Raw genomic sequence first — 26,200 nt, 5'->3', positions numbered from 1 at the left:
GGCCGGGGATCACCCGGCCCTTGTCATATCTGGAAATACAGATCACACGAAAATAATCAGCGCTGCCACTGCCAGTATCAAGCCAAACTTGGTCAGCTTGTATACGTTCTTGTTCCAGGCCTTGAAGCGGCGGCGGTATTGCCCCATCACGTGGGACACATAGAATATCTTGCTGACACCACCGGTCTGGTCGCCGGTTTCATTCGGCGATGCAGCCGCCGTCATCATCGTGCGGCCCAGCCAGCGGTTGATCGCTTGTGCCCAGCGGAAGCGCATCGGCCGCTCGATATCGCAAAACAGGATGATGCGGTCGCCGTCGCTGCCATTGATCGCCCAATGGATAAAGGTTTCGTCAAAGATCACGCCCTGGCCGTCGCGCCAGCTATAACGCTGGCCATCAACTTCGATAAAGCAACGGTCATCATTCGGCGTCGCCAGACCCAGGTGGTAGCGCAGCGAGCCGGCAAACGGGTCACGATGGGGATTGAGCTTGCCGCCCGGTGGCAACTCGGCAAACATCGCTGCCTTGACCGAAGGGATATTACGCAGCAAGGCATAGGTCTTTGGGCAAAAACGCTCGGCCGACGGATGGCTGGCGTTGTACCACTTCAGGTAAAAACGTTTCCACCCATTTTTGAAGAAAGAATTGAAACCGGCATCATCATGGTTTTCTGCTGCCTTGATCTTTTGCAGCTTCAACAGGTTTTCAGCTTCCTCGCGTATCACTTGCCAATTCTGTTGCAATGGCTCCAGATCCTTGAACTGACTCACATCAAAATAAGGCGTTGACGGCACCCGGGAAAACACGTGCATGAACAGGTTGATCGGCGCCATGAAGGACGAATGATCGAACAGTTGGCGCATGAAAGGCAGACGTACCTTGCCACGGAAGTGGATATGAAGAATTGACAAAAAGTAAAAGGTAACTACAGCCCATTTCATGGAGCGCCCCAGTATAAAAATTTTCTCGTCTTGCAGAGATTGCAGATAACGGCGCCAAGACGGGAAACTCCCGCAATACAATTGGCGCAAAGACGTGCATTGTAGCGCAGCCTTCAGCGATCGGCAGAACACCGAAGCGTAAAATGTTACCCTTCAGTCATGAGAAAGCAAGCCTCAATCGCTTTTCGTCCTTCCGCCAAGGTCCTCATAAGAATTATAGATACCGGCCACGCAAACAACATGGCAAAAAAGACAAGCAAAATAACTTGTAAAAGATAGGCTTTCAAAAAAACTAAGAGCGGCTGCAAATGCAGTCGCCCCTGGCTTAACTGTTAGCACGAATTACCGCGATAATTCGCGCGCAAGCAAAGAAATTATTTGGCAGCCTCACCCAGGTATATCGGGCGCGCGGCAGTCAATTGGCTCTTCACATGCTGGGCAACGCCATCGGCCAGCAACTCTTCGTCGCCGTTTTCAACCGCTTTCAAAATTGCTGCAGCGATGTCAGCCGGATCAGATTTTGGCGCATCTACTCCGCTAGTCATATCGGTATCTACATAACCAAAATGTACACCCAGCACTGTCGTTCCCTGCGCGCGCAAGTCATTGCGCAAACCATTGGTGATCGCCCATGCAGCAGCCTTGGATGCAGAATAGACGCCCGAATTGCCAACCACTGCCCAGCTCAATGCCGACAGGATATTAACCAGGCCGCCACCGCCATTGGCTTTCAGCACAGGAGCGAACGCGGCGCTCACAGCCAGCGTACCCAATGCATTGGTTTCAAACTGGGCACGGGCCGCCGCAGCAGCGCCGGCATCCAGCAAGGCCGCAGTCGGGGTTGAAATGCCTGCGTTGTTGATCACCAGATTGACATCGCCAGCGATCTTGGCAGCCGCTATTGCGTGGTCTGGATTAGTAACATCCAGCTGTATCGCGGTAACGCCTTCAATCTTGATGGACTCCGGATTACGCGCGGTGGCGTAAATCTTGCGCACGCCGGCCTTCTGGAATGCGTTGACGAGAGCTGCGCCTATGCCACGGTTAGCGCCGGTAATCAGTACGGTAGTGTCTTGAAGTTTCATGGTAAGTCCTTTAAATACAGTGTCGGGTTGAAAAACGCTTTGCAATTTCTGCCTGCGGATTTATTATATTACGACCTTAATATTAAAGTCATCATATAAAATGCAATCTAACGAAAATATTTTTTGGAAGCCTTATGCGTTACAAAGAAGACCATAAAGAACAGATACGTCAAAAGATACTGGAATCGGCAGCGGTGCGCTTGCGCTCCAAAGGCATTGCGGCCTCTGGCGTAGTGGGATTGATGGCGGACGTGGGATTGACCCAGGGCGGCTTTTACTCGCACTTCAAGTCCAAGGACGCGCTGGTCAGGGAATCGCTGCAAAGTGGCATGCAGCATCTCTACGATACGATATCCGAGATCATGGAGACTTCCAACGGCAAGCCGCTGGAAGCCTTTCTGGATAGCTATTTGTCTCAAGCCCACAGGGATATGCCAGGCAAGGGCTGCGTGGCGTCTGCGCTGTCGGGAGAAATACGGGAAGCATCTGAGGAAATCCGGAATATGTTTACCCAGGAAGTCGCCGGAATGACCACCCTGCTCTCTCAAGCCTTGCCGGAAAGCTGGCGGGAAGAAGAAAGGCAGACTTATGCTGAAATGATCTATGCCACGCTGGTAGGGGCAATGAGCCTGGCCCGCGCGGTCAATGACAAAGCGACATCAGATCGCCTGCTTATCAATGCGAAAAAGCAGATATTGGAGATGGTGAAGAGCAAATCTTAATAGACTTGCTCTTTATGAAATAGATCTCAGGCAGCTTTTGCGTAAATGCCTGTACCCGGCATTGCCGCAGGAATCTGCTGGCGCATGGTTTCCAGCAAGGCTGAGCGCCGACGGTATTCGTTACGTTTCTTTGAAGGCCGTTCTTCGATCGGTTTTTCTTCTACGAAACTGGGGATATCGAAATTACCCTGCGCATTTTCCTTGCCACCCGCCAGTAACCAGAGCTGGTTGTACTCGGCATTGATATTCTTCTTGGACCGGTATCTCCACGAACGGTAGATATGGTTCTCTTTACTGATGCATTCAATTTTGCTGCAATGAATCTGATTGGCGATGCTCCTCAGCGCCTCTATCAGCAACAGGCGGGGCTGGATGCCGTGCAAGGCATGCGTTGCATCACGCACCATCTCCCTGCAGTCTCCTACTTTGGATTGTATGCCGCCTACCTTGATCTGGATCTCGTGACCGGAGCGCACCAGGCTAAAAGTCAGCCACTGGAATGCGATGTTGTTCATGCTTAACTCTAGCGTGACGCCGCCTTCACGCTTAAAGGTTTCGCTGCGAAATAGTTTTATTTCAAAACTTTCGTCTGACTTGCCTTCGAAACGGCATACGGAAACACCTTGTCCGGCCATCACATCGGCAGTCTGCTGAGCGCCAAAGGTCGTATGAAACAGTTCAAAATGCCCTTTCATCAGGGCAGCTCTATTGAATGCGGTGATATTCCTGTCAAAAAAAGGCCGGTGCACAGCCTCTACCAGACTAGGCTCCTTCTTCGCAATATCATTCAGATAACTATCTTTGAGGAAGCGAAACCAGCATGCGCTTGATTGCAGATTCATCAGGGTCCGCAATACAAACCGGCTACGGCGGTCATAACTGACCGCGTTACAAGGGAATGCAGTGCGATAAGCCCAGCCGAAATCAGAGGCGAAGCGGCTGATGCCAAAAGAAGCGTCCCTCAGACGACCAAATGGATTCAGGTATGTAGCCAGCGGATTTTTTTGCTCAAGAGTATTCACTTCACTCACCAGTCAAATGTAACCAAATATGACCGATTGTATCGTACTGTTTCAAACTTTATACAAAAGAAATCTGTTAAACATCGTCAACATTTCAAATATGAACAATTTTTTGTTGCAAAAAAAGAAATTATTGCTATATTTAAGCAAAATGTAAGATTGTCTAGATATGCCCGGCGGCGCTGATTATACTTAAGGCGTTATTCCGCACACTGGAGCCGTATTCATGGCGTACCTTGCTGATACCCCTAAAAATAAACTGGCCGACATTGTGTCGAATGTTGTTTCGGATATCACACAAGATATTGCGCCTGATGTCATTCCGGCCGCTCCCGAGGCCGAAAGACCCGAGGAACAAGGTTGCATCAATCGTGCGCTGCGAACTCTGAGCGCGGTCAATCGTGCCTTGCTGCGGGCCACCTCGGAGCCTGAATTTCTCAAGGAAATGTGCCAGGTCATCGTCGAACATGGCGGCTACCGGCAGGCATGTGTCGGCTATGCCCGGCACGACGAGAACAAGAGCATATGCTGGATGGAATGTGTAGGCGTCGACAAGGCCTTGCTGAATGCGATGCACTCAAGCTGGGCCGATTCAGAATTGGGCCGTACCGGCAGCGGTGCAGCAATCCATAGCGGCAAGCCCAGCATAGGCAGAAATATCCTCACCGACCCTTCCTACTCCGGTCCAAACTTTGCCGCCTTTCGCCAAGAAGCGATAGACAAGGATTTTGCATCCTTGAGCGCTTTTCCCCTCAGCAGCGATGGAGAGGTGTTTGGCGTGCTTGCGCTGGCAGCATCGGAACCTGATGCATTTAACCAGAACGAAGTGCGCCTGCTGAACGAGCTTGCCGCCGACCTCGCCTACGGCATCACCAACCTGCGCGTACGCAGCAAGCACAGAGAAGCAGAAGCCACCATAGCGCGGCTGGCCTATTACGACAGCCTCACCGGACTGCCCAACCGCACCTTCCTGCTGGAACTATTGGATGCAGCAATACAAGTTGCCAAGCAACTGCGCCAGCCTCTGGCCTTGCTGCATCTGGAAGTTGGCCGCTTTCATGAAATCAATAAAGTCCTGGGTTACCGCTCCGGGGAAGAGTTACTGCAGGAAATTGCCCGCCGGCTGACCAATACCGTCAAGGAAAATGAGACCCTGACCCGGGTAGGCGAGGCTGAATTCGCCCTGGTGCTGCCGACCGGCGGGGCCGATTATGCGATCCAGACAGCGCAAAGACTGGCAACGATGCTGCATCTTCCGGTCAATGTATCCGGCCTCAGCGTGGACGCCAGCGTCACCATCGGCATTGCGCTGTTCCCCGACAACGCCACGACACCCGAGACCCTGCTACGCCGCTCAAATGCAGCGATGCGCAGCGCAAAGCTGATCTGGGGCGGCTATGCAATGTATACCGGAGGACAGGAAGAAAGGCATACACGGCAGCTTTCCCTGATGGGCGACCTGCGACGCGCCATACAGCAAAATGAGCTGCAATTGTATTGCCAGCCCAAGCTAACCATGTCCTCACGCAAAGTATGCGGTGCCGAAGCCCTGGTGCGCTGGAAACACCCCGTCTACGGCATGATCCCCACCACTGAATTTATCAAACTGGCAGAACATGCAGGCCTGATCACGCCTATCACCAATTGGGTACTGGAAGCGGCATTCAAGCAAAGCCTTGCCTGGCATGAGGATGGAATAGAGTGTGCGTTATCCGTCAATCTGTCCGCCCACGACCTGAGGGATCCGGAACTGATCAGCCGCATACGCGAGCTATTCTCAAGATTCCCCATTCCGCCGAAAACAATGCAGTTTGAGCTGACTGAAAGCGCACTGATGGAAGATCCGGCCAGCGCGCTGGAAACATTGAGCCAGCTAAAATCTCTGGGCTGCAAATTGTTTATCGATGATTTCGGAACCGGTTATTCCAGCCTGAGCTATCTGCAAAAACTACCGGTGGACTCGGTCAAGATTGACCAGTCCTTTGTCATTCCCATGGCAGAAAGCAATGATTCATCAGTGATTGTCCATTCCACCATAGAGCTGGGACATAACCTGGGGCTGGAGGTCGTGGCAGAAGGCGTCGAAAGTAAGTCCGCATGGAATCTTCTGGCACGCCAGGGGTGCGACGTCGCCCAGGGATACCTGATCAGCGCGCCTTTCCCAATTGGCCAGTTCAAAACCTGGGAAACCAGTTGGACCCACAGCCTGGCAAAAATGGGCGGTAACTAAATGGGCGGCAACTAGACGCCCTTATCCAGGCTAAGCGATACCTGGCCTGGATATTTTTTGCTGAGAAATAAATACAACAAAAATTGCAGCCGTGCTCTCGCATTCTGTGTTTGTGCGACCATTCCACTCATCCCAAATTTGCCAGTAATGGTTTGCCAGCACTGCTTGCAGCTTTGCAGTGGACACCTTCCATCAGCGAATTTATCCGGGATTGGCCTCCCGAAATCCTTGCTCGCGGTTATATCATTTCTTCATGCCTTCTGACTTGCAGCATCGATACAGCGGATGCCGGGGCAACAAACCAATTTCTCAACGACCAACGACGGAGAATCTCATGAACCAACGTACCGATTTTTATAAAGCCTCCCCCGACGCATTGAAAGCAATGATTGCGCTGGATGGCGCCAGCAGCAAACTGGGCCTGGAAACCTCGCTGCTGGATTTGATCAAGCTGCGCGCATCGCAAATCAATGGCTGCGCATTTTGTGTGGACCTGCACAGCACCGACTTGCGCAAGGCAGGCGAAAGCGAACGCAAGGTATATGCGGTGTCCGTCTGGCGCGAAGCCCCATTCTTTACTGAACGCGAGCGCGCCGCGCTGGCCTGGACAGAGGCCATCACATTGATATCGCAAACCCATGCTCCGGATGCCGACTATGAAGCCCTGCGCTCACAGTTCACCGAAGCCGAGCAAGTCAACCTGACCGTAGCGATCGCGACGATCAATAGCTGGAATCGCCTGGCGATAGGTTTCCGCAAATCGCCGGCAAAATAGAAGCAAACAGGCAACTCGCGCCGATACAAAAGCGAAGTATGAAAAGGAAACAACCGGACTGTCGTTTCCCGGGCAATCACCAGGCAGCTGGGAGGACTAACGTTGAAAACGAATTTTTACAGCGCCGGCTGGATCTTTCTTTCCTCGCCCACCGCTTTTTTGTACCAGTTGTTCCAGGGTCACTTTGTCCAGCACTGCAAGGTAGGCACTGGTCGCATCCGACAATACGCCCTTCAGCATACAGGCAGGGCTATAAATACAGGTATCGTTTTCTTCATCAAAACATTCCGCCATAAAAAAATCGGATTCGCTGCTGCGCACCACTTCACCGATATTGATATCGGCCGGTTCTTTATTAAGCCTGAAGCCGCCATTACGCCCCCTCACGGTTTCTATCACCCCGGTCAAACCCAGTTGATGGACGACCTTGGTCAGGTGATTTTGCGAAATATGATGTAGTTCAGCGATATCGTGCACCGTCGCCAGCTTGTCCCTATGAATAGCAAGGTACATCAGCGTGCGCAGAGTGTAATCGGTAAATGCAGTGAGTCTCATGGATGCCCATTTCAATTAAAGCTGTATTTAAAATATTGATTTTATAGATATCTTAATGTAGTATTTATTATATAGGTTATTTAATTCCAGGTCCGCAATGAGAAATTCCCGCCTGCTACACATCAACGAGCCCGAAACCGGTAAATTTCAATTTGGGAACATGCCTCTTTTTCGCCTGGGATTTCGTCCGTTCTACCTGCTCGCCGCCTTATTTGCCGCCATCAGCATCCCTTTATGGCTGGTCAGCTATACAGGCCACCTGCCCTACGTGCAATCGCTTGATCTGAACTGGCATATGCACGAGATGGTATTCGGCTTTGCCCTGGCGGTGATTATCGGTTTTTTGATGACGGCGGTGCGCAACTGGACCGGCCTGTGGACACTCCGAGGCTGGCCACTCGCGGGCCTTGCTTTGCTGTGGCTGGCGGGCAGGCTGGCGATGATCTGCTTGCCGGCGCCGGCAGCGGCCGTCATAGACCTCGCCTTCATCCCCTTAGCGGCCTGGCCCTTGTATGCGGTCATCAAAAAATCCGGCAATACGCGCAACATGCCGCTACTTGGATTGCTGGCCTTGTTGTTTCTTGCCAACGTTTTTTTTCATGCGTCCAGGCTTGAATATCTGCCCTTGTCACCTTTCGCCAGCATCCAGGCCGCCATCCTGTTGATCGTCATACTTGAAACAGTCATGGCGGGCCGTGTCATTCCGGGCTTTGCAGCCAATGCCATACCGGGTGTCGCACCTCGCACCTCCCCTCTCCTCAACAAATTGGCGTTGATCCTGCTCGTGCTGGCAGCCCTGGGCTGGGTGTTGCAACTGCCTGCATCCGTCGCAGCCGTTTTTTCTTTTTCTGCCACAATAGCCCAGGCATTGCGCTTGTGGAGATGGAGGTCGTGGAAAACCGGCAGGCATCCATTGCTGTGGATACTGCACCTGTCCTATGGCTGGATCGTGATCGGCCTCTTTCTTTTGGGCATGGCTGAGCTTGGATTCATCGCTGCCAGTACCGCGTTTCACGCACTGGCTGTCGGTTCAATGTCAGGCCTCATCCTCGGCATGATCACGCGCACCGCCCTGGGCCATACCGGACGATTATTAAAAGTTGACTACCGAGAAATTACTATGTATTTACTTCTTCAAGTCGGCATCCTGGCCCGAATCTGTGCGAATATCCGATTTGCCCAGAATAGGAACATGGCCCTGTTCCTGGCAATGATCTGCTGGTCATCGGCCTTCCTGCTTTACCTTGCTGTATATGTTCCTTATTTGTGTCATGCCCGGCTTGATGGCCGGGAAGGTTAAAGGAGAAACATATGTACCTCAATGCAGCCAGCTATCTGGGCAGTATCCTGTGGGCAGGCGTCGTCATCGGCATTTCCTTCGTCGCACAGCCGGCCAAATTCAAAACCCCGCAATTGACGCGCACTGCCGCCTTGGCGACCGGTAGGCAAATCTTCCGCAGCATGCACGCAGTAGAAGCAGCGCTCGCGACGATCTGCATCCTGCTGTCCGTATTCACCGCCAACCAGGGCATCCAGAGACTGATGCCATTGTATGCGGCAACGCTGATACTGCTGGCCCAGGTATTCATCCTGATGCCTCCTTTATCGCGCCGGGTTGACCTGTTACTGTCGGGCCAGGAATTACAAGGCAGCTCGCACCATCTTCTGTTTGCAGTGCTGGAAGTTATCAAGCTGGTTTTGCTGCTCACTTTTTCCCTCTCTTTATTCACCCTCACCTACCACGGCTGATCATGGATACCGTCACCATACTTCTGTCCTCGTTTATATTGTCGATTACCGGTTTGTTTGTCTTCATCTGGTCTTTGCGTAAGCGCCTGTTCGACAACAATGTCGCGGCAGCAACCGTCATTTTTTCCGAGGGAGAAATAGGCCAGGTTGAAGAACCTTCGGCCAGCCCCAAACAAATGGAAGGCTTGCAAAAATCTTCCGGACCGGATGAGCGACAGCCGCTGGACGCTGCACAGAAGGCCCACCTGCAGGAAGAGTTACTGGAGCGCCTGCAGGCCGACCGCTCTACCGCCTTCGTCTCTTTTGTGTTCCTGAGTTGCGCGGTGGTGTGGCTGATTGTCGCATCCCTGGCCGGACTGACCAGCTCCATCAAGCTGCATGAGCCGGACTGGCTGACGCAGCAAGCCTGGATGACCTTCGGTCGCCTGCGCACGATACATTTGAATGCGGTCGCCTACGGGTGGGCGCCAATGGCGGCGCTGGGAACCGCCATCTGGATGCTGCCGCGCCTGCTCAAGACGGAATTAATAGGCGGCAGGTTCGCTGTACTGGGTGCGATGATCTGGAACGCAGGCCTGATCGCCGGTCTCGGCTGCATTGCGGTGGGTCTGAATGACGGGCTGGAATGGCTGGAAATTCCCTGGCAGGTAGACATCCTGATTGTCATCGGCGGCTCCCTGGTGGGCCTGCCCCTGGTATTTACCTTGCAGAACAGGCGCGTGGATCATCTGTATGTGTCCATCTGGTACATGGGTGCGGCGTTGTTCTGGTTCCCTATCCTGTTCTTGATCGGCAATGTTCCCGGCCTGCATATCGGCGTAGAGCAAGCCACCATGAACTGGTGGTTCGGCCACAACGTACTTGGTCTGTTCTATACACCGATGGCCCTGGCTTCCGTCTACTATTTCCTGCCCAAAATCATAGGCCGCCCGGTGCAGTCATATAACCTGTCACTGCTGGGCTTCTGGACGCTGGCATTCTTTTATGGCCAGGTAGGCGGCCATCACCTGATAGGCGGGCCGGTTCCCGGCTGGCTGGTCACACTGTCCATCGTACAAAGCATGATGATGCTGGTGCCGGTCATTTCCTTCTCGGTCAACCAGCATCTGACAATGCGCGGAAAATTCGCAACACTGATCTACTCTCCAACGCTGCGCTTCATTGTGCTGGGCGGCATGATGTACACCCTCAGCTCCATTCAAGGTTCTTTCGAAGCCTTGCGTGCCGTGAACACGGTGACCCACTTCACCCACTTTACCGTTGCCCACGCCCATCTGGGTCTGTATGGCTTCTTTACGATGGTAATGTTCGGCGCGATCTATTTCGTCATGCCACGCGTCATGTCCTGGGAATGGCCTTATCCCAAGCTGATTGCCGCCCATTTCTGGCTGGTTGTCCTCGGCTTTTCCATCTATTTCATTGGCCTGACCACCGGCGGCTGGCTGCAAGGCATGGCAATGCTGGATGCCTCCAAGCCTTTCATGGATTCGGTGAGCGTCACCATCCCTTACCTGAAGAGCCGTTCGGTAGGCGGCGCAATCATGACGCTGGGCCATCTGGTCTTTGCCTATCACTTTGTCGCGATGGCCTTGCGTTACGGCCCGCGCCGTACCGGAGCCGCCCTGCTACACACAAAACCTGCAGCCAGCGTACTGGTTGGAGCATAACAAATGGAAAATGAAATCAAACTACTGACCGGCGCCATGGTCACCCTGGCTCTGGCGACATCCACACTGGTTGTCGTTCCCTATCTGCAACTGAGCCATGTAAAACCCGCTGCCGGCTTGAAACCCTACACATCGGCCCAATTGCGTGGACGCGAGCAGTACATCAGGAACGGTTGCGTATACTGCCACTCGCAGCAGCCGCGCGACAAGGCGCAGGCACCCGATGACAAGCGTGGCTGGGGCCGCGCCTCGGTCGCTGCCGATTACTATTACGACAGCCCGCACCTGCTGGGCACCATGCGTACCGGCCCGGATCTGTTCAATATCGGCGCGCGCCAGCCGAGTGCCGACTGGCACCTCGGCCATTTGTATCAACCGCGCGCCTATACGCCGGGCAGCATCATGCCCTCTTACCCCTATCTGTTCGAAATCAAGAAAGAAGCAGAAACCGGTGACCGAGTGGTGAACCTGCCGCCCGGCTACGCGCCACCAGGAAAAATCGTGGTCGCCACACCGGAAGCATTGGATCTGGTGCAGTACCTGCAAGGCCTGGACCACACTTATCCGGTATTTGATGCTCCGGCAACAAAATCCGCAACGTCAGGAAAATAGTGTGCTGCGATGACTCATGTTGTAACCGAAAGCTGCATCCGCTGCAAATACACTGATTGCGTCGATGTCTGTCCAGTGGATGCATTTTGCGAAGGCCCAAACATGCTGGCCATTGCGCCGGACATTTGTATCGATTGCGCGCTGTGCGTCGCAGAGTGTCCGGTACTCGCCATCTTTGAAGAAAGCGATGTGCCGGCGGCACAGCTTGCATTTACGCCGCTGAACGCCGAGCTGGCGACAAAATGGCCCGTGATCTCCCGTACCAAGCTGCCGCCGGCAGACGCAGACGAATGGGCAAAAGTAGAACACAAGCTACATTTCCTGGAACGCTAGAACATAACGATTTGGAGTAAAAAATGATACAGGACCTGAGGAAAGACGGGGCGCAGCGCAGGGAAAATCCCGACCCGCATGAAAAAAACCGCCCCGTCCCCCGCATCATACTGGCGATGGTTTCGCTACTGCTGATCTGGGCAGTCAGCTATATCTTCATGTCGCATCCGAATGACGATGCATCCCTGGGGGACTCACGCACCATGGCCACGCTGGAAGGCAAGCCCGGTGCCAAAGCGGGTGGCGCAGTGGATGGCGCACAGATCTACGCGGCACAATGTATTGCCTGCCACCAGGCCACCGGCGCCGGCCTGCCTGGAGTATTTCCACCGCTGGCCGGTTCCGAGTGGGTGCTTGCAAAAGAAAGCCTGCCCCCTAGCATAGTGTTGCACGGGATTACTGGAAAACTGACGGTGAAAGGCACTGCCTATGATGGCTCCATGCCCTCCTTCAAGGATAAGCTCAGCGATGCGGAAATCGCTGCAGTGCTGAGTTATGTACGCTCCAATTTCGGCAATAGTGCGGCCAAGATCACGCCTGAAACAGTGAAGACCGTCAGGGATGGCAGCAAGGATCGCGCACAGCCATGGAATGGCGATGATGAGCTCGCAAAACTCAAGGAATAATTCACTGCAGCAAACCAGGCCGGACACGAAGCCCGATGCGGGCTTCCTGTCGGCGCCGACTTTGGCAGCGCTGCTGTTGATTTTTGTATTGGGGACGGCAGCCATTTATCATGCGACCGACAGTTTTCGTGTCGTCAGCACGGAAGATGGCCGCCGCCTGGCTATTGCAGAACATCCCAGGCAAATCCCAGAGGCTGCGGTCAGCTACGCAAATGGCCAGCAATTGCAGTTATCGCAAGCCTTGCACAGCGACAGCAGGGTCGCCATCGTGACCTTTATCTACACCCGCTGCAACACAATATGTTCGATCCTGGGGACAGAATTGCAGCAGATGCAGGGCCATCTGCAACAACGCGGCCTGCAGCAGCAATTGCGTCTGCTGAGCATCAGCTTTGACGATAGCGACGGGCCGGCAGAACTCAGCGCGTACGCAAAACGCATGCAGGCAAACCCAAAAGAATGGCAGTTCATGCGCGTCAACAATGCCGTCCAGCGCCAGGCGCTGCTGGACAGTTTCGGCATCGTCGTCGTTCCGGCGCCGCTGGGAGAGTTTCAGCACAATGCAGCCTTTCATGTCGTCACTCCAGATGGCAAGCTGGCTCGCATCTTTGACTATGATGAGCCGGATGCCGCGCTGGAATATGCCGCCGCGCTTTCTCAGCAACAAACGCCGCTGGCACAAAAGCAGCACACTACGGCACACCAGGCAGCACTATGAAATTCGCCAGATTCTTGCCCATACGCGGCACAACATTCCCTCTCATAACAGCCTGCCTGTTGCTGGCTGGCCTGCTGATCAGCCGGGAATGGCTGGAACGTTCCATGTTGCGGCATATGCTGGTTCAGTTGCCGCTGCTGGCACTATGCGGATATCTGTTTGCGGCAGCATTCAGGCGGTCGGCGATGCCGCAGCGCCCTTTTGCAAGCACTGTCCTGCGCCGCCTGCTCGCTTGCGACCAGAATGGCGTAAGCGGCCTGTTTGCCCTGCTCTTCATCAGTGCTTACTGGATGATTCCAAAAGCCTTGGAGGAATGCCTGCGCTTGCCAATGGCGGAATTATTGAAATTTTCTTCCTTGATCTTGCTGGGCACAATACTGCGCGGCTCTCTCTCACGCTCCAACTGGATTATCCAGATTTTTTTCCTTGGGAATTTTTGCTCGATGATGGCCATCGCCGGAATGCTTTATCAGGATGCCCCACAAAGGCTGTGCAATGCCTATCTGCTGGATGACCAATCCTATACGGGAATCGGGCTGGTAAGCGCCTCACTGGTAATTGCGGCCTGCTGGTGCCTGGCCCAGCTACCGGCCAATTCGGACAAAGCATCATCTCGGCTTTCCGCCTCATCTTAAATTTATTGTCTATGTCACTTCACGAACAGCAACAACAGAAACATCACACTTCCTATCAGGAGCTGAATCGCAATTCGGTTGCCATGCTGGTGCATCAATTCTATGACACTGTCCGCGAGGACCCTGACCTGCAACCCGTTTTCGAAAAAGCCATCGGTGGCAACTGGGGACCTCATCTAGAACGCATGGTGGACTTCTGGTCCACCGTCATGCTGGGGACCCGCGATTTTCAGGGAAACGTTTACGGCAAACACATGTTGTTTGGCGGTGTAGAACCTGAGCACTTCCGCCGCTGGCTGCAATTGTTTGAAGCGGCAGCGTACCGCCTGTTTGAAAAAGAAATCGCCGACGAGTTCAGCGTTGTTGCCCACAGGATCGCCAACAGCCTTCAGTTCGGCTTCTTCGGCAAAGTGGTGGTCGCCTGATCCAGACCCAGACTCTGGCACCGGTCAGGCGGCTGGTATAGCCGCCGCCAGTGCAGGCAGCATAGTTTATGCCGCCCTGTGTCTTTTGATACTAGCTGCCGCCAATATCACCCTCCACATGAGCCGCAGCAAACGCCGTTCTGTCCATGCTTGGGTTTTGCCTTCTGGCTGGCATATCCCGCGTGGGACAGGATTGTCTGCAACTGCTGGAGGGTAACTGTAGTTTCATCGAACAGGATGCTGCATTCCTGTTTTGGTTCAACGACCAGCACATCGCGCACACCGCTGGTTTGTTTGAGCAAGCTTTCTATCGCCAGCGTATAGTTGCTATGGCCTGCCGCGTCGAGTTTCAATGTTTCGGTTTGCATCGCTTTCCTCTCAGGATTAAAGAAATTTTTAATATATATTTAAAATACACATTAAATTGAATTGTGCCATAATATGCATATTAAATCCAAGTTAAATACGCGAAAGCCTGGCTCCGGCCTTTTATGAACGGATTTAAACCAAGCCTGACTGGCAGACTTTTCCTTAATGAAAGAGCAAGATGAAAACCTTACCTGACACTGTTAAGCACTATAAAAGCACACCGGAATTCAATGAAACCAGCATCCCCGCAGGCCTGCTGCGCAGGCATACGACTGCGGATGCGGTATGGGGGCATATCCATATACTGGAAGGCCAGCTCCTGTATCGCATACTGGAGCCGGTAGAAGAAGTAATTATCTTGTCACCAGAACGCTTTGGCGTCGTGGAGCCCCAGGTTCCGCACGAAGTGGAAGTTATCGGACCAGTACGTTTTTGCGTTGACTTTTTGCGGTAACAGCTTATGAGTCCAGCAGGAGCCGCTACCGGCTCCCCGGACGAGGCGATGAAGAATGCGTAGCTGCCCGAGGCTGGCATCTACTTGCCTCAGACCATAAGGTATTTCAATAAGTTATTTCATCTGGACCGCAGCCACTGCCAGGCAGTAAAGCTAGTACGCAGAAATAATGTACCAATGACCAGGTTGGCGCCGGCAAAAATGGGGATAGCAAGTATTTTTGCAGCATCGACACCAGACAAGGCAAGCTTTAAAGCACATACCGTCGTCGAAGCAATACCGAAAGTATACGACCAGTATGAATTCGAAAAAGGCTGCATACCCAGCCAGGCTTGCAACCTCATGCCGACCAGCAGTTGGAACAAGCCGTAACCCCACAACATCAGCAACCAATGGTCCGTGGAACCCGGGGCCAGCAACAGCCAGGCCGTCGCGCAAACTACAGGCGGTGCAAACTGGATACCCAGCAGTGCTCGCTGTCCCACCGGCAAAGCTTCACCATGCCACAAGCGCTGAATGATCAGCGACTCTATCGCCACCCAGGAAAACACGCCGGCACCAAGGAATAGCCAGCCGAAATCAGCATGGCCCAGGGCGCCCAGCGCACCCGCGCTGGTGAAGTTGCCGGCGACACTGGGAAGATAAAGGCTGGGGACAGTATCGAGGGGATTGCGGCCGCCCTGCCACAGGGTTCCGGTATGCCATATAGAAAACAGCAGATGCCAGCTTAACCCCAGTGCTGCAAGTACCCAGGCGAACCTTAGCGAATAAGGCAGCACCGCCAGAACGATCAACAGTGTAGAGACACCTATCAGGGCTGCTGCCCCGCCCTGCACCGGATGCAGAAATTCCTGGATGACCTGCTGTGGCTTGCGGCAAGCCTGCACGATGTACGCCACCAGCAGCCCCGCCCAGACAATAAAGGCCAGCAGCAGCACGGCCTCACCTATGACCGGGGAAACACCCCATAAGCGAGCCGCCAGGCGCCATCCCTGCCCCAGGCCGCACAGTCCCAGCACCATGCTGAAGAGAGAAGCAGAAAGATAGGCCTGCTTCACAGGACAGGCTTATCTGCACCCAGCATTTCGCCAAGTTGGGCAAACAGGCTGTCGAACTGCTTGTAGGCAACCGCACAGTAAGGACAATGCGCAACATGCTGCTGCAGTTGGGCCGCAGCCTCCTCGGTGATAGGACTATCCCGCTGTTCCGAGACCAGCATGGTCGCGTCTTCGCAACTTATTTCAGTATTCTCATTCATCATATTCTCCCCATCCACGTACCGTGCAATCTCTCAGGCGCATGCGCGCGCGATATAGCAGCACGCGCAAGTTCCCCTGAGTGATCGACGATGTGGATGCAATATCATCCAGTTCCATGCCCAGATATTCGCGCATCAGGAACAGCCTTGCGCTTGCTTCCGGTAATTTATTCATGCAAAGCTCAACCAGGTCCAGCAGTTGCGACTGTATCAGCGCAGCCTGCGGGCAGGCGTTGGACACGAAGGTTTCCGGGTCCCAGCTACCGTCTTCGGTAAAGAAACCATCGAAGGGCAGGTTTTCTTCCGCCGAGTACAGTTGGCTGTAGCGGGCCATATCGAGCTGGCGGCTGCGGATCTGATCGATGATCTTGTAGCGTAGGATACCCATCAGCCAGCTCCGCAGCGTTGCCTTGCCGGCGAAGGATTTCCAGCCACTGATCGCAGCGATCAAGGTCTCCTGCACCACATCCTCGGCTTCGGCCTGGGAATATAGCTGCAACCTGGCAATTCTCAGCAAAAATTGGCGATGCTGTGCAACTGCGTCGACGACGTATTCTTTCGATGCAGTATCGGGAGCTTTTTCAGTCTTGTTCTCATCCATCGAGTGCGCCACCATGGTCGATTTATCGGGACCTTCTCGCCAGTGAAACGGCATAGGCTGCAGCCCGCGCCTTCAGGATAGGGTCATCGGAAGCCTGTATGCCCTCCGGCAATTGCAAAGGCAGGAAAACAACGGCGTCATCGCCACCGTCTGCCAATACTGCGGTCACACGCAAAGTACCCAGCACACGCCGCTCGCTTACTTGCCATACCTGGCTTGGGTCGGTCAGCGAATCGCCTTCGGCGGGCAACTGCGCATAAATGATGAACTCGGCAGGAGATTCTGCAATTCTAGCCTTCAATTCATCCTCCAGAAATGCATCCGGCAAATTTTTCTCCTGATCCTCGCTCAGGTACTGAGTCCCTGCAACAGCTTCCACTTGTACCCTGGCCCAGCTGACAAGGCCCTGCTTGTTACGAAAACCAAACGCATTATTGGAAAAATACGAAGTCGTTGCATAAGAGGCTGGAGCAGCATGCGCCGCCAGCAAGCCAGGCTGGATTTTCCCCTCGGGGAAGCGGAGATTGTGCGCAGCGATCTTTTCGGGGTCCGGTTTCTTGGTCTCGGGATCCGCGACCCTGGCCTGCAGGAAGCTGACAAAGGACTCCGGCGTAGCAGCAAAAAAGGCCGGCTCGGAGATCAACACCAGATCATAGGTCTCTTCATCTTGCTGCAGCCGGATGGACAATCCGCGTACAGTCCGGCTCTTGTCGGATATGCCGGGATTTCCACCGCCTATGGAAAAACGGATGCGGGCAGCAAGGCTAGCTTGCGAAAACAGCTTGTTGCTGACGAAGTCGCCAATCTGCGGATCAGGAATGAACTCAGCTATTGCCTGAAACCCCTTGGCATGCGACGCCCTCGCCTTCGCATGTGTGCCAAAGACGCCATTCAAGGCGTCAATCATCTGTACAGGGCCTGGCAATGCTGCCTTGCTTACTTGCGTATCGGCAGAAGCTGCCGCATTAGTCTCAATCATGATGAATCTCCAGAAAGTGAAATCGATATAGAACGATGTAAAGCTTGGTTCTTGCCGATAAGTCCCGATTCATCCTGGTTTGTTACAGACTTTTTTATATTTTTTTGAGGGTAGCCGCGCGACGCAAGTCGCCACAATCAGTCTCGATTATTCCATTTCAATAATTTCTAATTATTTTTGCAACTTTTTAAGCAAACCCATGTCAAATCGCCATCTTATCAAGCTGATATTTATGAACGATGGATAAATATGTCTGTGGCAACGATTAAAAGCCGCTCCTTCCGGGTATTTTAATTTTTTGACATATATTAAAATCATCATCTTATTAGCCTGACAAGACATTCACAGAATGCTAATATATTAAACGCATCAATTTAAAAACTATTTTTCTTGGTATCTCACATTTTCAAGGACGTTTTAATGAGCACAAAGATTTTATGCATGCTGGCAATTCCCCTTGTGATTTCGGCCTGTGCAGGTCCGGCAACCAACGCTGGCGAAGACAATATGCAGGAAGAACGCACATATGTTACCGGCAGCAATTTGCCACAGCGCAGCACATCCAATGTCAAAAGAATGAGTAAAGAAGAGCTGGAAGAAATGCGGCGCAATGCCACCATGCCACAGCAAAACAAATAATATCTTCACTTAGCCTATCCCTGCCCATTTCGCGCAATGTATCGGTTGCGCGAAATATCCGCATTAGTTTTATGATGTTCATTGTGCTGCTCCTTTGTGCTGTTCGTTAAGCGCTGAAGCACGCCCTGAATGTGAATTGCCGAACATACAATTTTGGCAATTTCACAAACACTCCTTAGCACCTTGCCTGTTTTAGCCACCCCGGTTAAAACGCTGTTCTATTTTTTGGGACAAGGCGATTTGCAAAGTGATTCAGACAATGAGGACTCAAGACTTATGCCGCATACCGTCAAAGATGAAGCCGGGCACGCTACGCTAAGGTGGAACTACAGGGACATTGATTTCGCATCTATCGACAAATCCGCAATCCACGATGACGATTTAATGTTTTATATGCTCGCGTCAGCATCCCTGGTTGAAATCATGGCGGAGCTGTATACCGATAATCTGATAGAAAAATTTCGCGGCAATGCCGAGCTGGTGGAGTGGCTTAAATCACACTGGCAACATGAAGAGGTCCAGCATGGCTACGCGCTGAAAGCCTATGTCAGGCATGTATGGCCGGAATTTGACTGGCATACCGCCAATGCGCGATTCCGCGAAGAATATGTGGCGCTATGCACGGCAGAACAGCTTGAGGATGATCCTGCGCTGGAACTGATCGCGCGCTGTGTGGTAGAGACCGGCACCACCACGATGTACCACGCTGTCCATGACTATGTGCGGGAACCCGTCCTGCGCAAACTGTTCGCCGATATCAAGACGGATGAAGCAAATCATTACGCGCGTTTCCGCCAGTTCTATGAGATATACAGCAAGTCCTCGCCGAAAAGTCCATGGTCTGTAACCAGCACAATCTGGCGGCGCATGACAGAAATACGCGGTGAAGACAGTTATATCGCGTTCAAGCATGTTTTCAGCGTCCGCAATCCGGCCATGCCGTTCCAGGAACAAAACTGGCGCGATTTTAGCCGTATGGTGAAAAACAAGGCACGCAGGCATTACCCGTATCCTGTCGCAGTAAAAATGCTGGTAAAGCTCATTCCCGTGCCCTTGGCCGTCAGGCACATGATAGGCTGGCCCCTGCTAGGCATGGCGCGCCTGGTAGCACGCAAATAGCCTCCCGCCTCTGCGGTTTATACTGCCTCTACTGCATTCATCTGTCCGGACCATATGCTTTGAACGGACGGATTACTCCCTACATTAACAATCGTTAATGAACCGCCAATCCAGGCTTCACTGACAAAAGCGCAAAGTACTCCTGCAGCCCCTACCACGAGGACTGAAATATCTATTGATTAAGGAGTACGACATGAACTTGAAATCCCTCATTCGCGGCATTATCGGTCTGGCCTTTATCGCAACGGCCGTTTCATCGCTGGCAGCAACCGGCTCTGATTTACTGGGAGAACCCGCTCCTGCTGACAAGGCTACACGCACTATTTCCATTGACGCAAACACCAGATATGTCAACGTGGAAGGCGGCGAAACCATCAGATTTGAGATCAACGGCAAAGCAATTGCCTGGGTGTTTGACGGATCAGTAAGCTCTTTTGATCTCGAAAGGGTCATGCCGAATGGTCTTTTGGACCACAAGGTAATGGCATACGTCTCCCCCAATCCCCTGTATTCCAATTAATACCAGCGCTACCGGTGCTTATAAAAACTTTGCGCCGGTAGCTCATGTAATCAACCTCACCTCACCAATCCGTGCACCGGGAATGACGCAAGCATCCATCAACGAGATGCGCTGCAAACCAACTTGGACAAATGGGCTCGCCGCTTATGTTTACCTATCTAAAAAATTTATTGCCGCTACCAAAAGCATATGCACAATCACATGCGCGATCAAATGCACGACTATATGCAATGAGCGCTCTGGCGGCAGTCGTACTGGCAGGATGCGACTCCAGGGGGCAAGAGGCTCCCAAGGCGCAAATACCTGAAGTGACGGTCCTTACAGCTCGCCATGCCAGCGTTCCCGTCGTCCAGGATCTTCCCGGCCGCACATCTGCCTATCTGGTGGCGCAGGTACGCGCCCGCGTGGACGGCATAGTTCAAAAGCGAAGCTTCCAGGAAGGTGCGGAGGTCAAGGCAAATCAGCAGCTCTATCAGATTGATCCAGCCCCCTATCGGGCGGCCCTGGCCAGCGCAGAAGCAGCGCAATTAAAGGCGCAGGCAAACCTCAGCACGACAAGTGCTCAGGCAGATCGCTATAAATTGCTTGTTGCTGGCAATGCAGTAAGCAAGCAGGCTTTCGATAATGCAATCGCCGCGCAACAGGAAGCGCTTGCAGATGTAGCTGCGGCAGCGGCAGCGGTCACTTCGGCAAAGATCAATCTGGGATACACCAGCGTGACATCACCGATCACCGGCCGCAGCGGCATTTCGCAAGTAACCCAGGGCGGCTACGTACAGGGAAGCAGCGCGACACTACTGACCACGATACAGCAACTTGACCCCATCTATGTAGACCTGAGCCAGCCCAGCATTGCAGGCTTGCAATTGCGCCGCGATGTCGCTGACGGCCAGCTCAAACTGGATGGCGCGGATAAAGTAAAACTGTGGCTGACACTGGAAGACGGTACACGCTACCCGCTGCCTGGCACGCTGCAAACCAGCACGACCACGGTTGACCCGAGCACGGGCTCATTGACGGTGCGGGCGGTCTTTCCCAACCCCCAGTACGTGCTGTTGCCGGGAATGTTTGTGCACGCCAGAATGGAACAGGGCATCAATGATGCAGCCTTTCTGATTCCAATCTCAGCCGTTACGCACAATGCCAAGGGAGAAGCCACCGTATTGGTAGTCAACACGGAGCAAAAACTGGCCGAACGGGTGATCCAGGCATCAGGCACCGTCGGGAATAACTGGGTGGTAAACAGCGGCATTCAGGAAGGAGAACGCATCGTCCTGGCAGGAGCGCAAAGAATCCAGCCGGGAACCCTGGTGCGCTCTGTACCGTCACAAAACATCGCCACGGCTGCACCAACCGAAGGCAAGAAACTGCCTCCTCCGGAAATTGCCATGAACGCTGAAACCAAATAAGGGCATGGAAAATGTCAAAATTCTTTATTGATCGCCCCATATTTGCGATTGTCATTTCTATCCTCATCATGCTGGCAGGCGGTATATCCATCTTCGCGCTGCCTGTCGAACAATTTCCCCCGGTTGCGCCGCCGACAGTGCAAATCAGCACCTCCTATCCGGGAGCCTCCGCAGTCACCGTGCAAAATACTGTTGTCCAGGTGATAGAGCAGCAAATGAGCGGGATCGATAATTTACTATACATGTCGTCCACCAGCGACGACACCGGGGTGTCCACCACGACCCTCACTTTTGCATCAGGCACCGATCCCAATATTGCACAAGTGCAGGTACAAAACAAATTGCAGCTTGCCGTGCCCTTGCTGCCGGCCCAAGTACAGCAAACCGGCGTAAGGGTAACGAAGTCGACCAATTCATTCCTGATGGTCATCGGTCTGGTATCGACCGATCACAGCATGAATAAATTCGATATCGCAAATTACTTCGTTTCCAACGTCCAGGACCCCATCAGCAGGATCAACGGTGTCGGCAACATGAATGTATTCGGTACGCAGTATGCAATGCGCATCTGGCTGGACCTGGCCAAGATGAACAGCTTTTCACTGGTACCCCAGGACATCACAGCCGCGCTGCAAAACCAGAACGTACAGATATCCGGCGGTCAGCTAGGCGGCGCCCCTTCTGTACAAAATCAGCAATTGAACGCAACGATCACCGAATCTACCCTGCTACGTACGCCGGAAGATTTTGGCAACATATTGCTCAAGGTGGCCCAAGACGGTTCCCAGATACGCTTGCGCGATGTCGCGCGTATCAATCTCGGCCCGGAGAACTATAACGTTGACAATAAATACAATGGCCAGGCCGCACTCGGTGTAGGTGTACAACTTGCGCCGGGAGGTAACGCGCTGGCCACCGCGAATGCCATCCGGGCCCGCATCCAGGAACTGCAACCCTACTTCCCGCATGGCCTGAAGGTCGTTTATCCGAATGACGTCACTCCTTTTGTGAAAATTTCCATTGAAGAAGTGATCAAGACGCTGCTGGAAGGTATCGTCCTCGTCTTCCTGGTGATGTATCTGTTCCTGCAGAATTTCCGCGCCACGCTGATTCCATCCATCACCGTACCGGTTGTCCTGCTGGGCACCTTCGGTGTCATGGCAGCGCTTGGCTTCACAATCAATACGCTGTCGATGTTTGGGTTGGTTCTGGCCATAGGCCTGCTGGTGGACGACGCCATCGTGGTAGTGGAAAATGTGGAAAGGATCATGCAGGAGGAAGGCCTTGATCCGCTGGCGGCAACACGCAAGGCGATGTCACAGATCAGCAGCGCCTTGATCGGGGTCGCCATGGTCTTGTGTGCCGTGTTCGTACCGGTGGCATTTTCCAGCGGTACCGTAGGCGGTATCTATCGCCAGTTCTCATTAACGATCGTCGCTTCCATGCTGCTGTCTGTGTTTGTGGCGCTTTCGCTCACACCGGCCTTGTGCTCCAAACTGCTCAAGCCCTCTGCCGGCCATGAAACGAAGAAAGGATTTTTCGGCTGGTTCAATCGCAGCTTTGATCTCAGGCGGGACCAATACGTTAGCGGCGTAAGCCATATCGCCGCACGATCGGGGCGCTGGCTGATCATCTACCTGGCCATCATTGCCGCTGTCGTCGTGATGTTTATCCGGCTTCCCTCCTCTTTTCTGCCGAACGAAGATCAGGGCTATATGTATGTGCAAGTGCAAGCGCCAGTAGGCACAACCCAGGAATACACAGGGAAGATACTGGACAAAGTAAGCGATTATCTGCTGAAAGACGAAGCGTCGACAGTTGACGCAACTTTCATCATCAATGGCTTCAACAATGCCGGCCGCGGCCAAAACCAGGGGCAATTGTTTGTGCACTTGAAGGATTGGAGCGAGCGCCCGGGAAGCAAACTAAGTGCCAAAGCCCTGAGTGAACGCATAGCCAAACACTTCTCCTCCGACAAGGAGGCGATCATCACCCCCATTAGCCCGCCGCCTATCCAGGGCCTGGGGACCGCCGCCGGCTTCGATTTCGAGCTTGAAGACAGGGCCGGACTGGGCCATGATGCTCTCGCGAAAGCGAGGGACCAGCTGCTGGAGCTGGCAAAACACGATCCGGATCTCGCTCAAGTACGCTTTAGCGGGCAAAAAGACAACCCCACGTTCAAGGTCAATATAGACAGGGAAAAGGCCGCTGCCCTCGGCATCAATGCCAGCGACGTTGACCAGACTTTCTCGATTTCCTGGGGCGCGCGCTATGTCAATAATTTCCTGGATACAGATGGCCGCATCAAGAAAGTCTATGTCCAGGCAGATGCGCCTTATCGCATGAACCCAGAGGACCTGAGCCAGCTCTTCGTCAGGAACAGTGCCGGCAGCATGACGCCATTCTCTGCTTTTTCAAGCACAAACTGGACTTACGGACCGCCCCAGCTGCAACGCTATAACGGCGTGGAAGCCATGGAAATCCAGGGCCAGGCCGCATCAGGCCGCAGTTCGGGGCAGGCAATGCTGGCCATGGAAAGGCTGGCAAAACAACTGCCATCGGGAATCGGCTTTGAATGGACCGGCATCTCGCTGCAACAACAGCAATCCAGTTCACAGGCTCCTTTGCTGTATGGCCTGTCTATCCTGGTGGTATTTCTCAGTCTCGCTGCGCTTTATGAGAGCTGGTCGATTCCGGTTTCAGTCATCATGGTTGTGCCTCTGGGCGTGCTGGGTGCACTGGGAGCCACTTCCTTGCTTGGATTGTCCAACGACGTCTATTTCCAGGTCGGACTGCTGACGACCATCGGCCTGTCGGCAAAGAATGCGATTCTGGTCATTGAGTTCGCCAAGGAGCGCCATGCCGAAGGCTTACCCGCGTTGCAAGCGGCCATTGAAGCAGCGCATATGCGCTTGAGGCCCATCATCATGACTTCCATGGCATTCATATTGGGCGTACTGCCACTCGCACTGGCAAACGGCGCCGGTTCGGCCAGCCAGAATGCGATTGGCACGGGCGTCATAGGCGGGATGTTAACGGCGACCTTTATCGCCACCTTCCTGATCCCGATGTTTTATGTGGTTGTCGCAAACAAGCTGGGGCAAAAGGAGCGAGCATCCCCCGCCCCGGCAATCCAAGCACCCTCGGCAACCCAGCACGCTACAGGAGCATAAAATGCGCTTACGCACACCTATTTCCCTGGCGATCTTCGCTTTGTTTCTATCCGGCTGCGCGCTGCAACCTACCTACCAGCGTCCTGATTCGCCGGTAGCGACATCCTACCCGCAAGGTGCAACCTATCCCGCAAAGGCCGGCTCCGGCCCGGTGAGTCCCGCCGCGGCCGGTATCGCATGGCGTGATAATTTCAGAGATCCGCGCTTGCAGCGCCTGGTTGAACTGGCGCTGCAAAACAACCGCGACCTGCGCGTTGCGATACTCAATATAGAAAAAGTGAAAGCCCAGTATCAAATCCAGCGGGCCAGCTTGTTCCCCCAGGTGAATATTGCCTCAAGCGGCGGCGGCAAGAATCCCGGAGCCACGGGCGCGGCCGGCGGTAACGCAGGCACATCCCACAGCTATGCCGCCGATCTTTCAGTTTCCTGGGAAGCAGATTTCTTCGGCCATCTGCATAATTTATCGGACGCCGCCTTTGAACAATACATCGCCAGCTCGTATGCCCGCAAAGCGACAGAAATCCTGCTGGTCTCCCAGGTCGTGGACCAGTACCTTGCCGTCCTTGCCTACGGCGAGCAGCGCGATGTGACGCAACAACTGCTGCAGACAGCACAGGCTTCGTACAAACTGGCCAAGCTGCAATTTGATGTCGGCACCTTGTCCGAGCTGGATTTGAGACTATCCCAGACCGCTGTGGAGCAAGCCCAGGCCAATTATGCTGCGCAGACCCGCCTGCAAGCCCAGGCGGGGAACGCCCTGGTCCTGCTGGTGGGCCAGCCCCTGCCTGCGGATCTTCCCGCTCCGGCAAAGCTGCGGGACCAGTCCATCCTGGCTGATATTCCTCCAGGTTTGCCGTCGGACCTGCTGGAAAACCGCCCAGACATCCTGCAGGCAGAAGCCATCCTTCGCTCTGAAAATGCCAACATCGGTGCCGCGCGCGCAGCTTTCTTCCCGCAGATAGCACTGACCGGTTCGCTCGGCACAGCCAGCTCCTCACTGGGTGGCCTGTTTGCGGCGGGCTCGGGCGCATGGTCTTTTCTTCCCGCGCTGTTGGCGCCAATCTTCGACGCGGGAGCGAACCGGGCCAACCTGGACGTGGCCAAGGTGCAAAAAGACATAGGCATAGCCCAATACCAGAAGGCTGTGCAAACGGCCTTCCGCGAAGTGTCTGACGGATTGGCAGCCCGAGCTACCTATGATGAACAATTGGCGGCGCAGCAACGCTATACCAATGCGCAAGCCCGGCGCCTGGAACTCGAAAATATGCTGTATGCGGCGGGAAGCGATAGTTATCTGAATGTCCTGCTGGCTCAAAACGACCTGTACAACGCGCAGCAGTCGCTGATCACAACGCAGTTGAATCGACTGACCAGCCTGGCCGACCTTTACCGTTCACTGGGCGGCGGATGGAAGGCAGATGCCGCTCCGGTCAGGCAAAATACAACGGGATCGACGGTGGCAACCGAGGGAATGTTAGAGATGCCTTCACGCACAGGAAGTTAGCCTCCATATCAGGCACATACAGCACGGCACTGCCGGGATTATTGCAACAAGATCGAGCCGGGTTTAGTATCTTGTTTCA

The 26,200-nt window shown here is 53.8% G+C and carries 28 protein-coding genes; 19 read left to right on the top strand and 9 right to left on the bottom strand.

The features are described 5' to 3' along the window. Nucleotides 1–42 precede the first annotated feature (42 nt). Both lpxO and IEW12_RS00255 read right to left on the bottom strand, forming a co-directional pair. Nucleotides 43–942 carry a lipid A hydroxylase LpxO gene (gene lpxO, locus IEW12_RS00260; RefSeq protein WP_188564008.1) on the bottom strand — a complete coding sequence of 300 codons (900 nt, stop codon included), beginning with the start codon at nt 940–942 and terminating at the stop codon, nt 43–45. 374 nt (nt 943–1,316) lie between these two features. Beyond that, nucleotides 1,317–2,027 (bottom strand): SDR family oxidoreductase, encoded by a 711-nt coding sequence (locus IEW12_RS00255; protein ID WP_188564007.1) that lies wholly within the window; start codon nt 2,025–2,027, stop codon nt 1,317–1,319. Between the two features lie 134 nt (nt 2,028–2,161). On the opposite strand from IEW12_RS00255, the gene IEW12_RS00250 reads away from it, so the two are divergent. Beyond that, a complete protein-coding gene (locus tag IEW12_RS00250) occupies nt 2,162–2,749 on the top strand; it encodes a TetR/AcrR family transcriptional regulator (RefSeq protein WP_188564006.1) in 588 nt (195 codons plus the stop codon). 26 nt (nt 2,750–2,775) lie between these two features. Here the strand turns inward: IEW12_RS00250 and IEW12_RS00245 are convergent, their stop codons facing one another. Beyond that, a complete protein-coding gene (locus IEW12_RS00245; protein ID WP_268237216.1) occupies nt 2,776–3,771 on the bottom strand; it encodes a VirK/YbjX family protein in 996 nt (331 codons plus the stop codon). A 226-nt stretch (nt 3,772–3,997) separates the two neighbouring features. Between IEW12_RS00245 and IEW12_RS00240 the strand changes: the two genes are divergently transcribed. Together IEW12_RS00240 and IEW12_RS00235 are read left to right on the top strand one after the other, a co-directional pair. Beyond that, nucleotides 3,998–6,001 (top strand): bifunctional diguanylate cyclase/phosphodiesterase, encoded by a 2,004-nt coding sequence (locus IEW12_RS00240; RefSeq protein WP_188564004.1) that lies wholly within the window; start codon nt 3,998–4,000, stop codon nt 5,999–6,001. A 334-nt stretch (nt 6,002–6,335) separates the two neighbouring features. After that, nucleotides 6,336–6,776, top strand: coding sequence for a carboxymuconolactone decarboxylase family protein (locus IEW12_RS00235; protein ID WP_188564003.1), 441 nt, complete (start codon nt 6,336–6,338; stop codon nt 6,774–6,776). Between the two features lie 96 nt (nt 6,777–6,872). Here IEW12_RS00235 and IEW12_RS00230 read toward each other — a convergent pair whose 3' ends face one another. Further along, nucleotides 6,873–7,331 (bottom strand): RrF2 family transcriptional regulator, encoded by a 459-nt coding sequence (locus IEW12_RS00230; RefSeq protein ID WP_188564002.1) that lies wholly within the window; start codon nt 7,329–7,331, stop codon nt 6,873–6,875. 160 nt (nt 7,332–7,491) lie between these two features. Between IEW12_RS00230 and IEW12_RS00225 the strand changes: the two genes are divergently transcribed. Genes IEW12_RS00225 through IEW12_RS00185 form a run of 9 tightly spaced genes read left to right on the top strand, consistent with a single transcriptional unit; the run spans nt 7,492 to nt 14,096 of the window. Beyond that, nucleotides 7,492–8,631 carry an NnrS family protein gene (locus IEW12_RS00225; protein ID WP_229750832.1) on the top strand — a complete coding sequence of 380 codons (1,140 nt, stop codon included), beginning with the start codon at nt 7,492–7,494 and terminating at the stop codon, nt 8,629–8,631. Between the two features lie 11 nt (nt 8,632–8,642). Further along, nucleotides 8,643–9,080, top strand: a complete 438-nt coding sequence (locus tag IEW12_RS00220; protein ID WP_188564000.1) for a DUF4149 domain-containing protein — start codon at nt 8,643–8,645, stop codon at nt 9,078–9,080. A gap of 2 nt (nt 9,081–9,082) precedes the next feature. Then, the gene (locus IEW12_RS00215; RefSeq protein WP_188563999.1) at nt 9,083–10,747 is read left to right on the top strand and encodes a cbb3-type cytochrome c oxidase subunit I; all 1,665 of its coding nucleotides are present in this window, start codon (nt 9,083–9,085) and stop codon (nt 10,745–10,747) included. A 3-nt stretch (nt 10,748–10,750) separates the two neighbouring features. Then, nucleotides 10,751–11,359, top strand: coding sequence for a cbb3-type cytochrome c oxidase subunit II (locus IEW12_RS00210; protein WP_188563998.1), 609 nt, complete (start codon nt 10,751–10,753; stop codon nt 11,357–11,359). A 9-nt stretch (nt 11,360–11,368) separates the two neighbouring features. Next, complete coding sequence (fdxA, locus tag IEW12_RS00205) at nt 11,369–11,692, top strand: ferredoxin FdxA (RefSeq protein WP_188563997.1); 324 nt, start codon at nt 11,369–11,371, stop codon at nt 11,690–11,692. 23 nt (nt 11,693–11,715) lie between these two features. Further along, the gene (locus IEW12_RS00200) at nt 11,716–12,318 is read left to right on the top strand and encodes a c-type cytochrome (protein ID WP_188563996.1); all 603 of its coding nucleotides are present in this window, start codon (nt 11,716–11,718) and stop codon (nt 12,316–12,318) included. Next, nucleotides 12,290–13,036, top strand: a complete 747-nt coding sequence (locus IEW12_RS00195; protein ID WP_229750831.1) for an SCO family protein — start codon at nt 12,290–12,292, stop codon at nt 13,034–13,036. The genes IEW12_RS00200 and IEW12_RS00195 overlap by 29 nt, the downstream gene beginning before the upstream one ends. Then, a complete protein-coding gene (locus IEW12_RS00190) occupies nt 13,033–13,671 on the top strand; it encodes a hypothetical protein (RefSeq protein WP_188563995.1) in 639 nt (212 codons plus the stop codon). The genes IEW12_RS00195 and IEW12_RS00190 overlap by 4 nt, the downstream gene beginning before the upstream one ends. An 11-nt stretch (nt 13,672–13,682) precedes the next feature. Next, nucleotides 13,683–14,096: a group III truncated hemoglobin gene (locus IEW12_RS00185; protein WP_229750830.1), complete on the top strand. Its 414-nt coding sequence runs from the start codon at nt 13,683–13,685 to the stop codon at nt 14,094–14,096. A gap of 107 nt (nt 14,097–14,203) precedes the next feature. Here the strand turns inward: IEW12_RS00185 and IEW12_RS00180 are convergent, their stop codons facing one another. Continuing rightward, on the bottom strand, nt 14,204–14,464 hold the full coding sequence (locus IEW12_RS00180) for a CCGSCS motif protein (protein WP_188563994.1): 261 nt from the start codon (nt 14,462–14,464) through the stop codon (nt 14,204–14,206). A gap of 179 nt (nt 14,465–14,643) precedes the next feature. Between IEW12_RS00180 and IEW12_RS00175 the strand changes: the two genes are divergently transcribed. Next, the gene (locus IEW12_RS00175) at nt 14,644–14,919 is read left to right on the top strand and encodes a TehB family protein (RefSeq protein ID WP_188563993.1); all 276 of its coding nucleotides are present in this window, start codon (nt 14,644–14,646) and stop codon (nt 14,917–14,919) included. 119 nt (nt 14,920–15,038) lie between these two features. Here IEW12_RS00175 and tehA read toward each other — a convergent pair whose 3' ends face one another. From tehA to IEW12_RS00155, 4 genes are read right to left on the bottom strand one after another with little or no spacing between them, the layout of a single operon-like run. Further along, on the bottom strand, nt 15,039–15,977 hold the full coding sequence (gene tehA / locus IEW12_RS00170) for a dicarboxylate transporter/tellurite-resistance protein TehA (protein WP_188563992.1): 939 nt from the start codon (nt 15,975–15,977) through the stop codon (nt 15,039–15,041). Beyond that, nucleotides 15,974–16,180: a zf-HC2 domain-containing protein gene (locus tag IEW12_RS00165; protein WP_188563991.1), complete on the bottom strand. Its 207-nt coding sequence runs from the start codon at nt 16,178–16,180 to the stop codon at nt 15,974–15,976. Before IEW12_RS00165 ends, tehA begins: the two co-directional genes overlap by 4 nt. After that, entirely contained in the window at nt 16,170–16,832 is a 663-nt protein-coding gene (locus IEW12_RS00160; RefSeq protein WP_188563990.1) for a sigma-70 family RNA polymerase sigma factor, read from the bottom strand. Before IEW12_RS00160 ends, IEW12_RS00165 begins: the two co-directional genes overlap by 11 nt. Further along, nucleotides 16,801–17,757 (bottom strand): catalase, encoded by a 957-nt coding sequence (locus IEW12_RS00155; RefSeq protein ID WP_188563989.1) that lies wholly within the window; start codon nt 17,755–17,757, stop codon nt 16,801–16,803. The genes IEW12_RS00160 and IEW12_RS00155 overlap by 32 nt, the downstream gene beginning before the upstream one ends. 420 nt (nt 17,758–18,177) lie before the next feature. On the opposite strand from IEW12_RS00155, the gene IEW12_RS00150 reads away from it, so the two are divergent. The 6 genes from IEW12_RS00150 (at nt 18,178) to IEW12_RS00125 (ending at nt 26,121) form a co-directional block, all read left to right on the top strand. Further along, the gene (locus IEW12_RS00150) at nt 18,178–18,396 is read left to right on the top strand and encodes a hypothetical protein (protein ID WP_188563988.1); all 219 of its coding nucleotides are present in this window, start codon (nt 18,178–18,180) and stop codon (nt 18,394–18,396) included. Nucleotides 18,397–18,672: 276 nt separating this feature from the next. Continuing rightward, nucleotides 18,673–19,515 carry a ferritin-like domain-containing protein gene (locus tag IEW12_RS00145; protein ID WP_188563987.1) on the top strand — a complete coding sequence of 281 codons (843 nt, stop codon included), beginning with the start codon at nt 18,673–18,675 and terminating at the stop codon, nt 19,513–19,515. Nucleotides 19,516–19,708: 193 nt separating this feature from the next. Continuing rightward, complete coding sequence (locus IEW12_RS00140) at nt 19,709–20,035, top strand: CzcE family metal-binding protein (protein ID WP_188563986.1); 327 nt, start codon at nt 19,709–19,711, stop codon at nt 20,033–20,035. A 230-nt stretch (nt 20,036–20,265) separates the two neighbouring features. After that, the gene (locus IEW12_RS00135; protein WP_188563985.1) at nt 20,266–21,444 is read left to right on the top strand and encodes an efflux RND transporter periplasmic adaptor subunit; all 1,179 of its coding nucleotides are present in this window, start codon (nt 20,266–20,268) and stop codon (nt 21,442–21,444) included. Nucleotides 21,445–21,455: 11 nt separating this feature from the next. Next, nucleotides 21,456–24,617 (top strand): efflux RND transporter permease subunit, encoded by a 3,162-nt coding sequence (locus IEW12_RS00130; protein ID WP_188563984.1) that lies wholly within the window; start codon nt 21,456–21,458, stop codon nt 24,615–24,617. A gap of 1 nt (nt 24,618) precedes the next feature. Beyond that, nucleotides 24,619–26,121, top strand: coding sequence for an efflux transporter outer membrane subunit (locus IEW12_RS00125; protein ID WP_188563983.1), 1,503 nt, complete (start codon nt 24,619–24,621; stop codon nt 26,119–26,121). The last annotated feature ends 79 nt before the right edge of the window (nt 26,122–26,200 follow it).

Source organism: Parundibacterium terreum (genome assembly GCF_014636315.1).
Taxonomy (GTDB): Bacteria; Pseudomonadota; Gammaproteobacteria; order Burkholderiales; family Burkholderiaceae_D; genus Undibacterium; species Undibacterium terreum.
The sequence above is the reverse complement of the archived record's forward strand: the minus strand, read 5'-3'. Positions and strand labels throughout refer to the sequence as shown.

Coding starts and splice junctions, on each gene's coding strand:
- IEW12_RS00210 (WP_188563998.1), top strand. CDS start 10,751: ATGGAAAATGAAATCAAACTACTGACCGGCGCCATGGTCACCCTGGCT.
- IEW12_RS00175 (WP_188563993.1), top strand. CDS start 14,644: ATGAAAACCTTACCTGACACTGTTAAGCACTATAAAAGCACACCGGAA.
- IEW12_RS00200 (WP_188563996.1), top strand. CDS start 11,716: ATGATACAGGACCTGAGGAAAGACGGGGCGCAGCGCAGGGAAAATCCC.
- IEW12_RS00195 (WP_229750831.1), top strand. CDS start 12,290: ATGATGAGCTCGCAAAACTCAAGGAATAATTCACTGCAGCAAACCAGG.
- IEW12_RS00220 (WP_188564000.1), top strand. CDS start 8,643: ATGTACCTCAATGCAGCCAGCTATCTGGGCAGTATCCTGTGGGCAGGC.
- IEW12_RS00215 (WP_188563999.1), top strand. CDS start 9,083: ATGGATACCGTCACCATACTTCTGTCCTCGTTTATATTGTCGATTACC.
- IEW12_RS00130 (WP_188563984.1), top strand. CDS start 21,456: ATGTCAAAATTCTTTATTGATCGCCCCATATTTGCGATTGTCATTTCT.
- lpxO (WP_188564008.1), bottom strand. CDS start 942: ATGAAATGGGCTGTAGTTACCTTTTACTTTTTGTCAATTCTTCATATC.
- IEW12_RS00155 (WP_188563989.1), bottom strand. CDS start 17,757: ATGATTGAGACTAATGCGGCAGCTTCTGCCGATACGCAAGTAAGCAAG.
- IEW12_RS00225 (WP_229750832.1), top strand. CDS start 7,492: ATGCCTCTTTTTCGCCTGGGATTTCGTCCGTTCTACCTGCTCGCCGCC.
- IEW12_RS00165 (WP_188563991.1), bottom strand. CDS start 16,180: ATGATGAATGAGAATACTGAAATAAGTTGCGAAGACGCGACCATGCTG.
- IEW12_RS00125 (WP_188563983.1), top strand. CDS start 24,619: ATGCGCTTACGCACACCTATTTCCCTGGCGATCTTCGCTTTGTTTCTA.
- IEW12_RS00150 (WP_188563988.1), top strand. CDS start 18,178: ATGAGCACAAAGATTTTATGCATGCTGGCAATTCCCCTTGTGATTTCG.
- IEW12_RS00140 (WP_188563986.1), top strand. CDS start 19,709: ATGAACTTGAAATCCCTCATTCGCGGCATTATCGGTCTGGCCTTTATC.
- IEW12_RS00145 (WP_188563987.1), top strand. CDS start 18,673: ATGCCGCATACCGTCAAAGATGAAGCCGGGCACGCTACGCTAAGGTGG.
- IEW12_RS00230 (WP_188564002.1), bottom strand. CDS start 7,331: ATGAGACTCACTGCATTTACCGATTACACTCTGCGCACGCTGATGTAC.
- IEW12_RS00160 (WP_188563990.1), bottom strand. CDS start 16,832: ATGCCGTTTCACTGGCGAGAAGGTCCCGATAAATCGACCATGGTGGCG.
- IEW12_RS00180 (WP_188563994.1), bottom strand. CDS start 14,464: ATGCAAACCGAAACATTGAAACTCGACGCGGCAGGCCATAGCAACTAT.
- IEW12_RS00250 (WP_188564006.1), top strand. CDS start 2,162: ATGCGTTACAAAGAAGACCATAAAGAACAGATACGTCAAAAGATACTG.
- IEW12_RS00185 (WP_229750830.1), top strand. CDS start 13,683: ATGTCACTTCACGAACAGCAACAACAGAAACATCACACTTCCTATCAG.
- fdxA (WP_188563997.1), top strand. CDS start 11,369: ATGACTCATGTTGTAACCGAAAGCTGCATCCGCTGCAAATACACTGAT.
- IEW12_RS00190 (WP_188563995.1), top strand. CDS start 13,033: ATGAAATTCGCCAGATTCTTGCCCATACGCGGCACAACATTCCCTCTC.
- IEW12_RS00135 (WP_188563985.1), top strand. CDS start 20,266: ATGAGCGCTCTGGCGGCAGTCGTACTGGCAGGATGCGACTCCAGGGGG.
- IEW12_RS00235 (WP_188564003.1), top strand. CDS start 6,336: ATGAACCAACGTACCGATTTTTATAAAGCCTCCCCCGACGCATTGAAA.
- IEW12_RS00255 (WP_188564007.1), bottom strand. CDS start 2,027: ATGAAACTTCAAGACACTACCGTACTGATTACCGGCGCTAACCGTGGC.
- IEW12_RS00240 (WP_188564004.1), top strand. CDS start 3,998: ATGGCGTACCTTGCTGATACCCCTAAAAATAAACTGGCCGACATTGTG.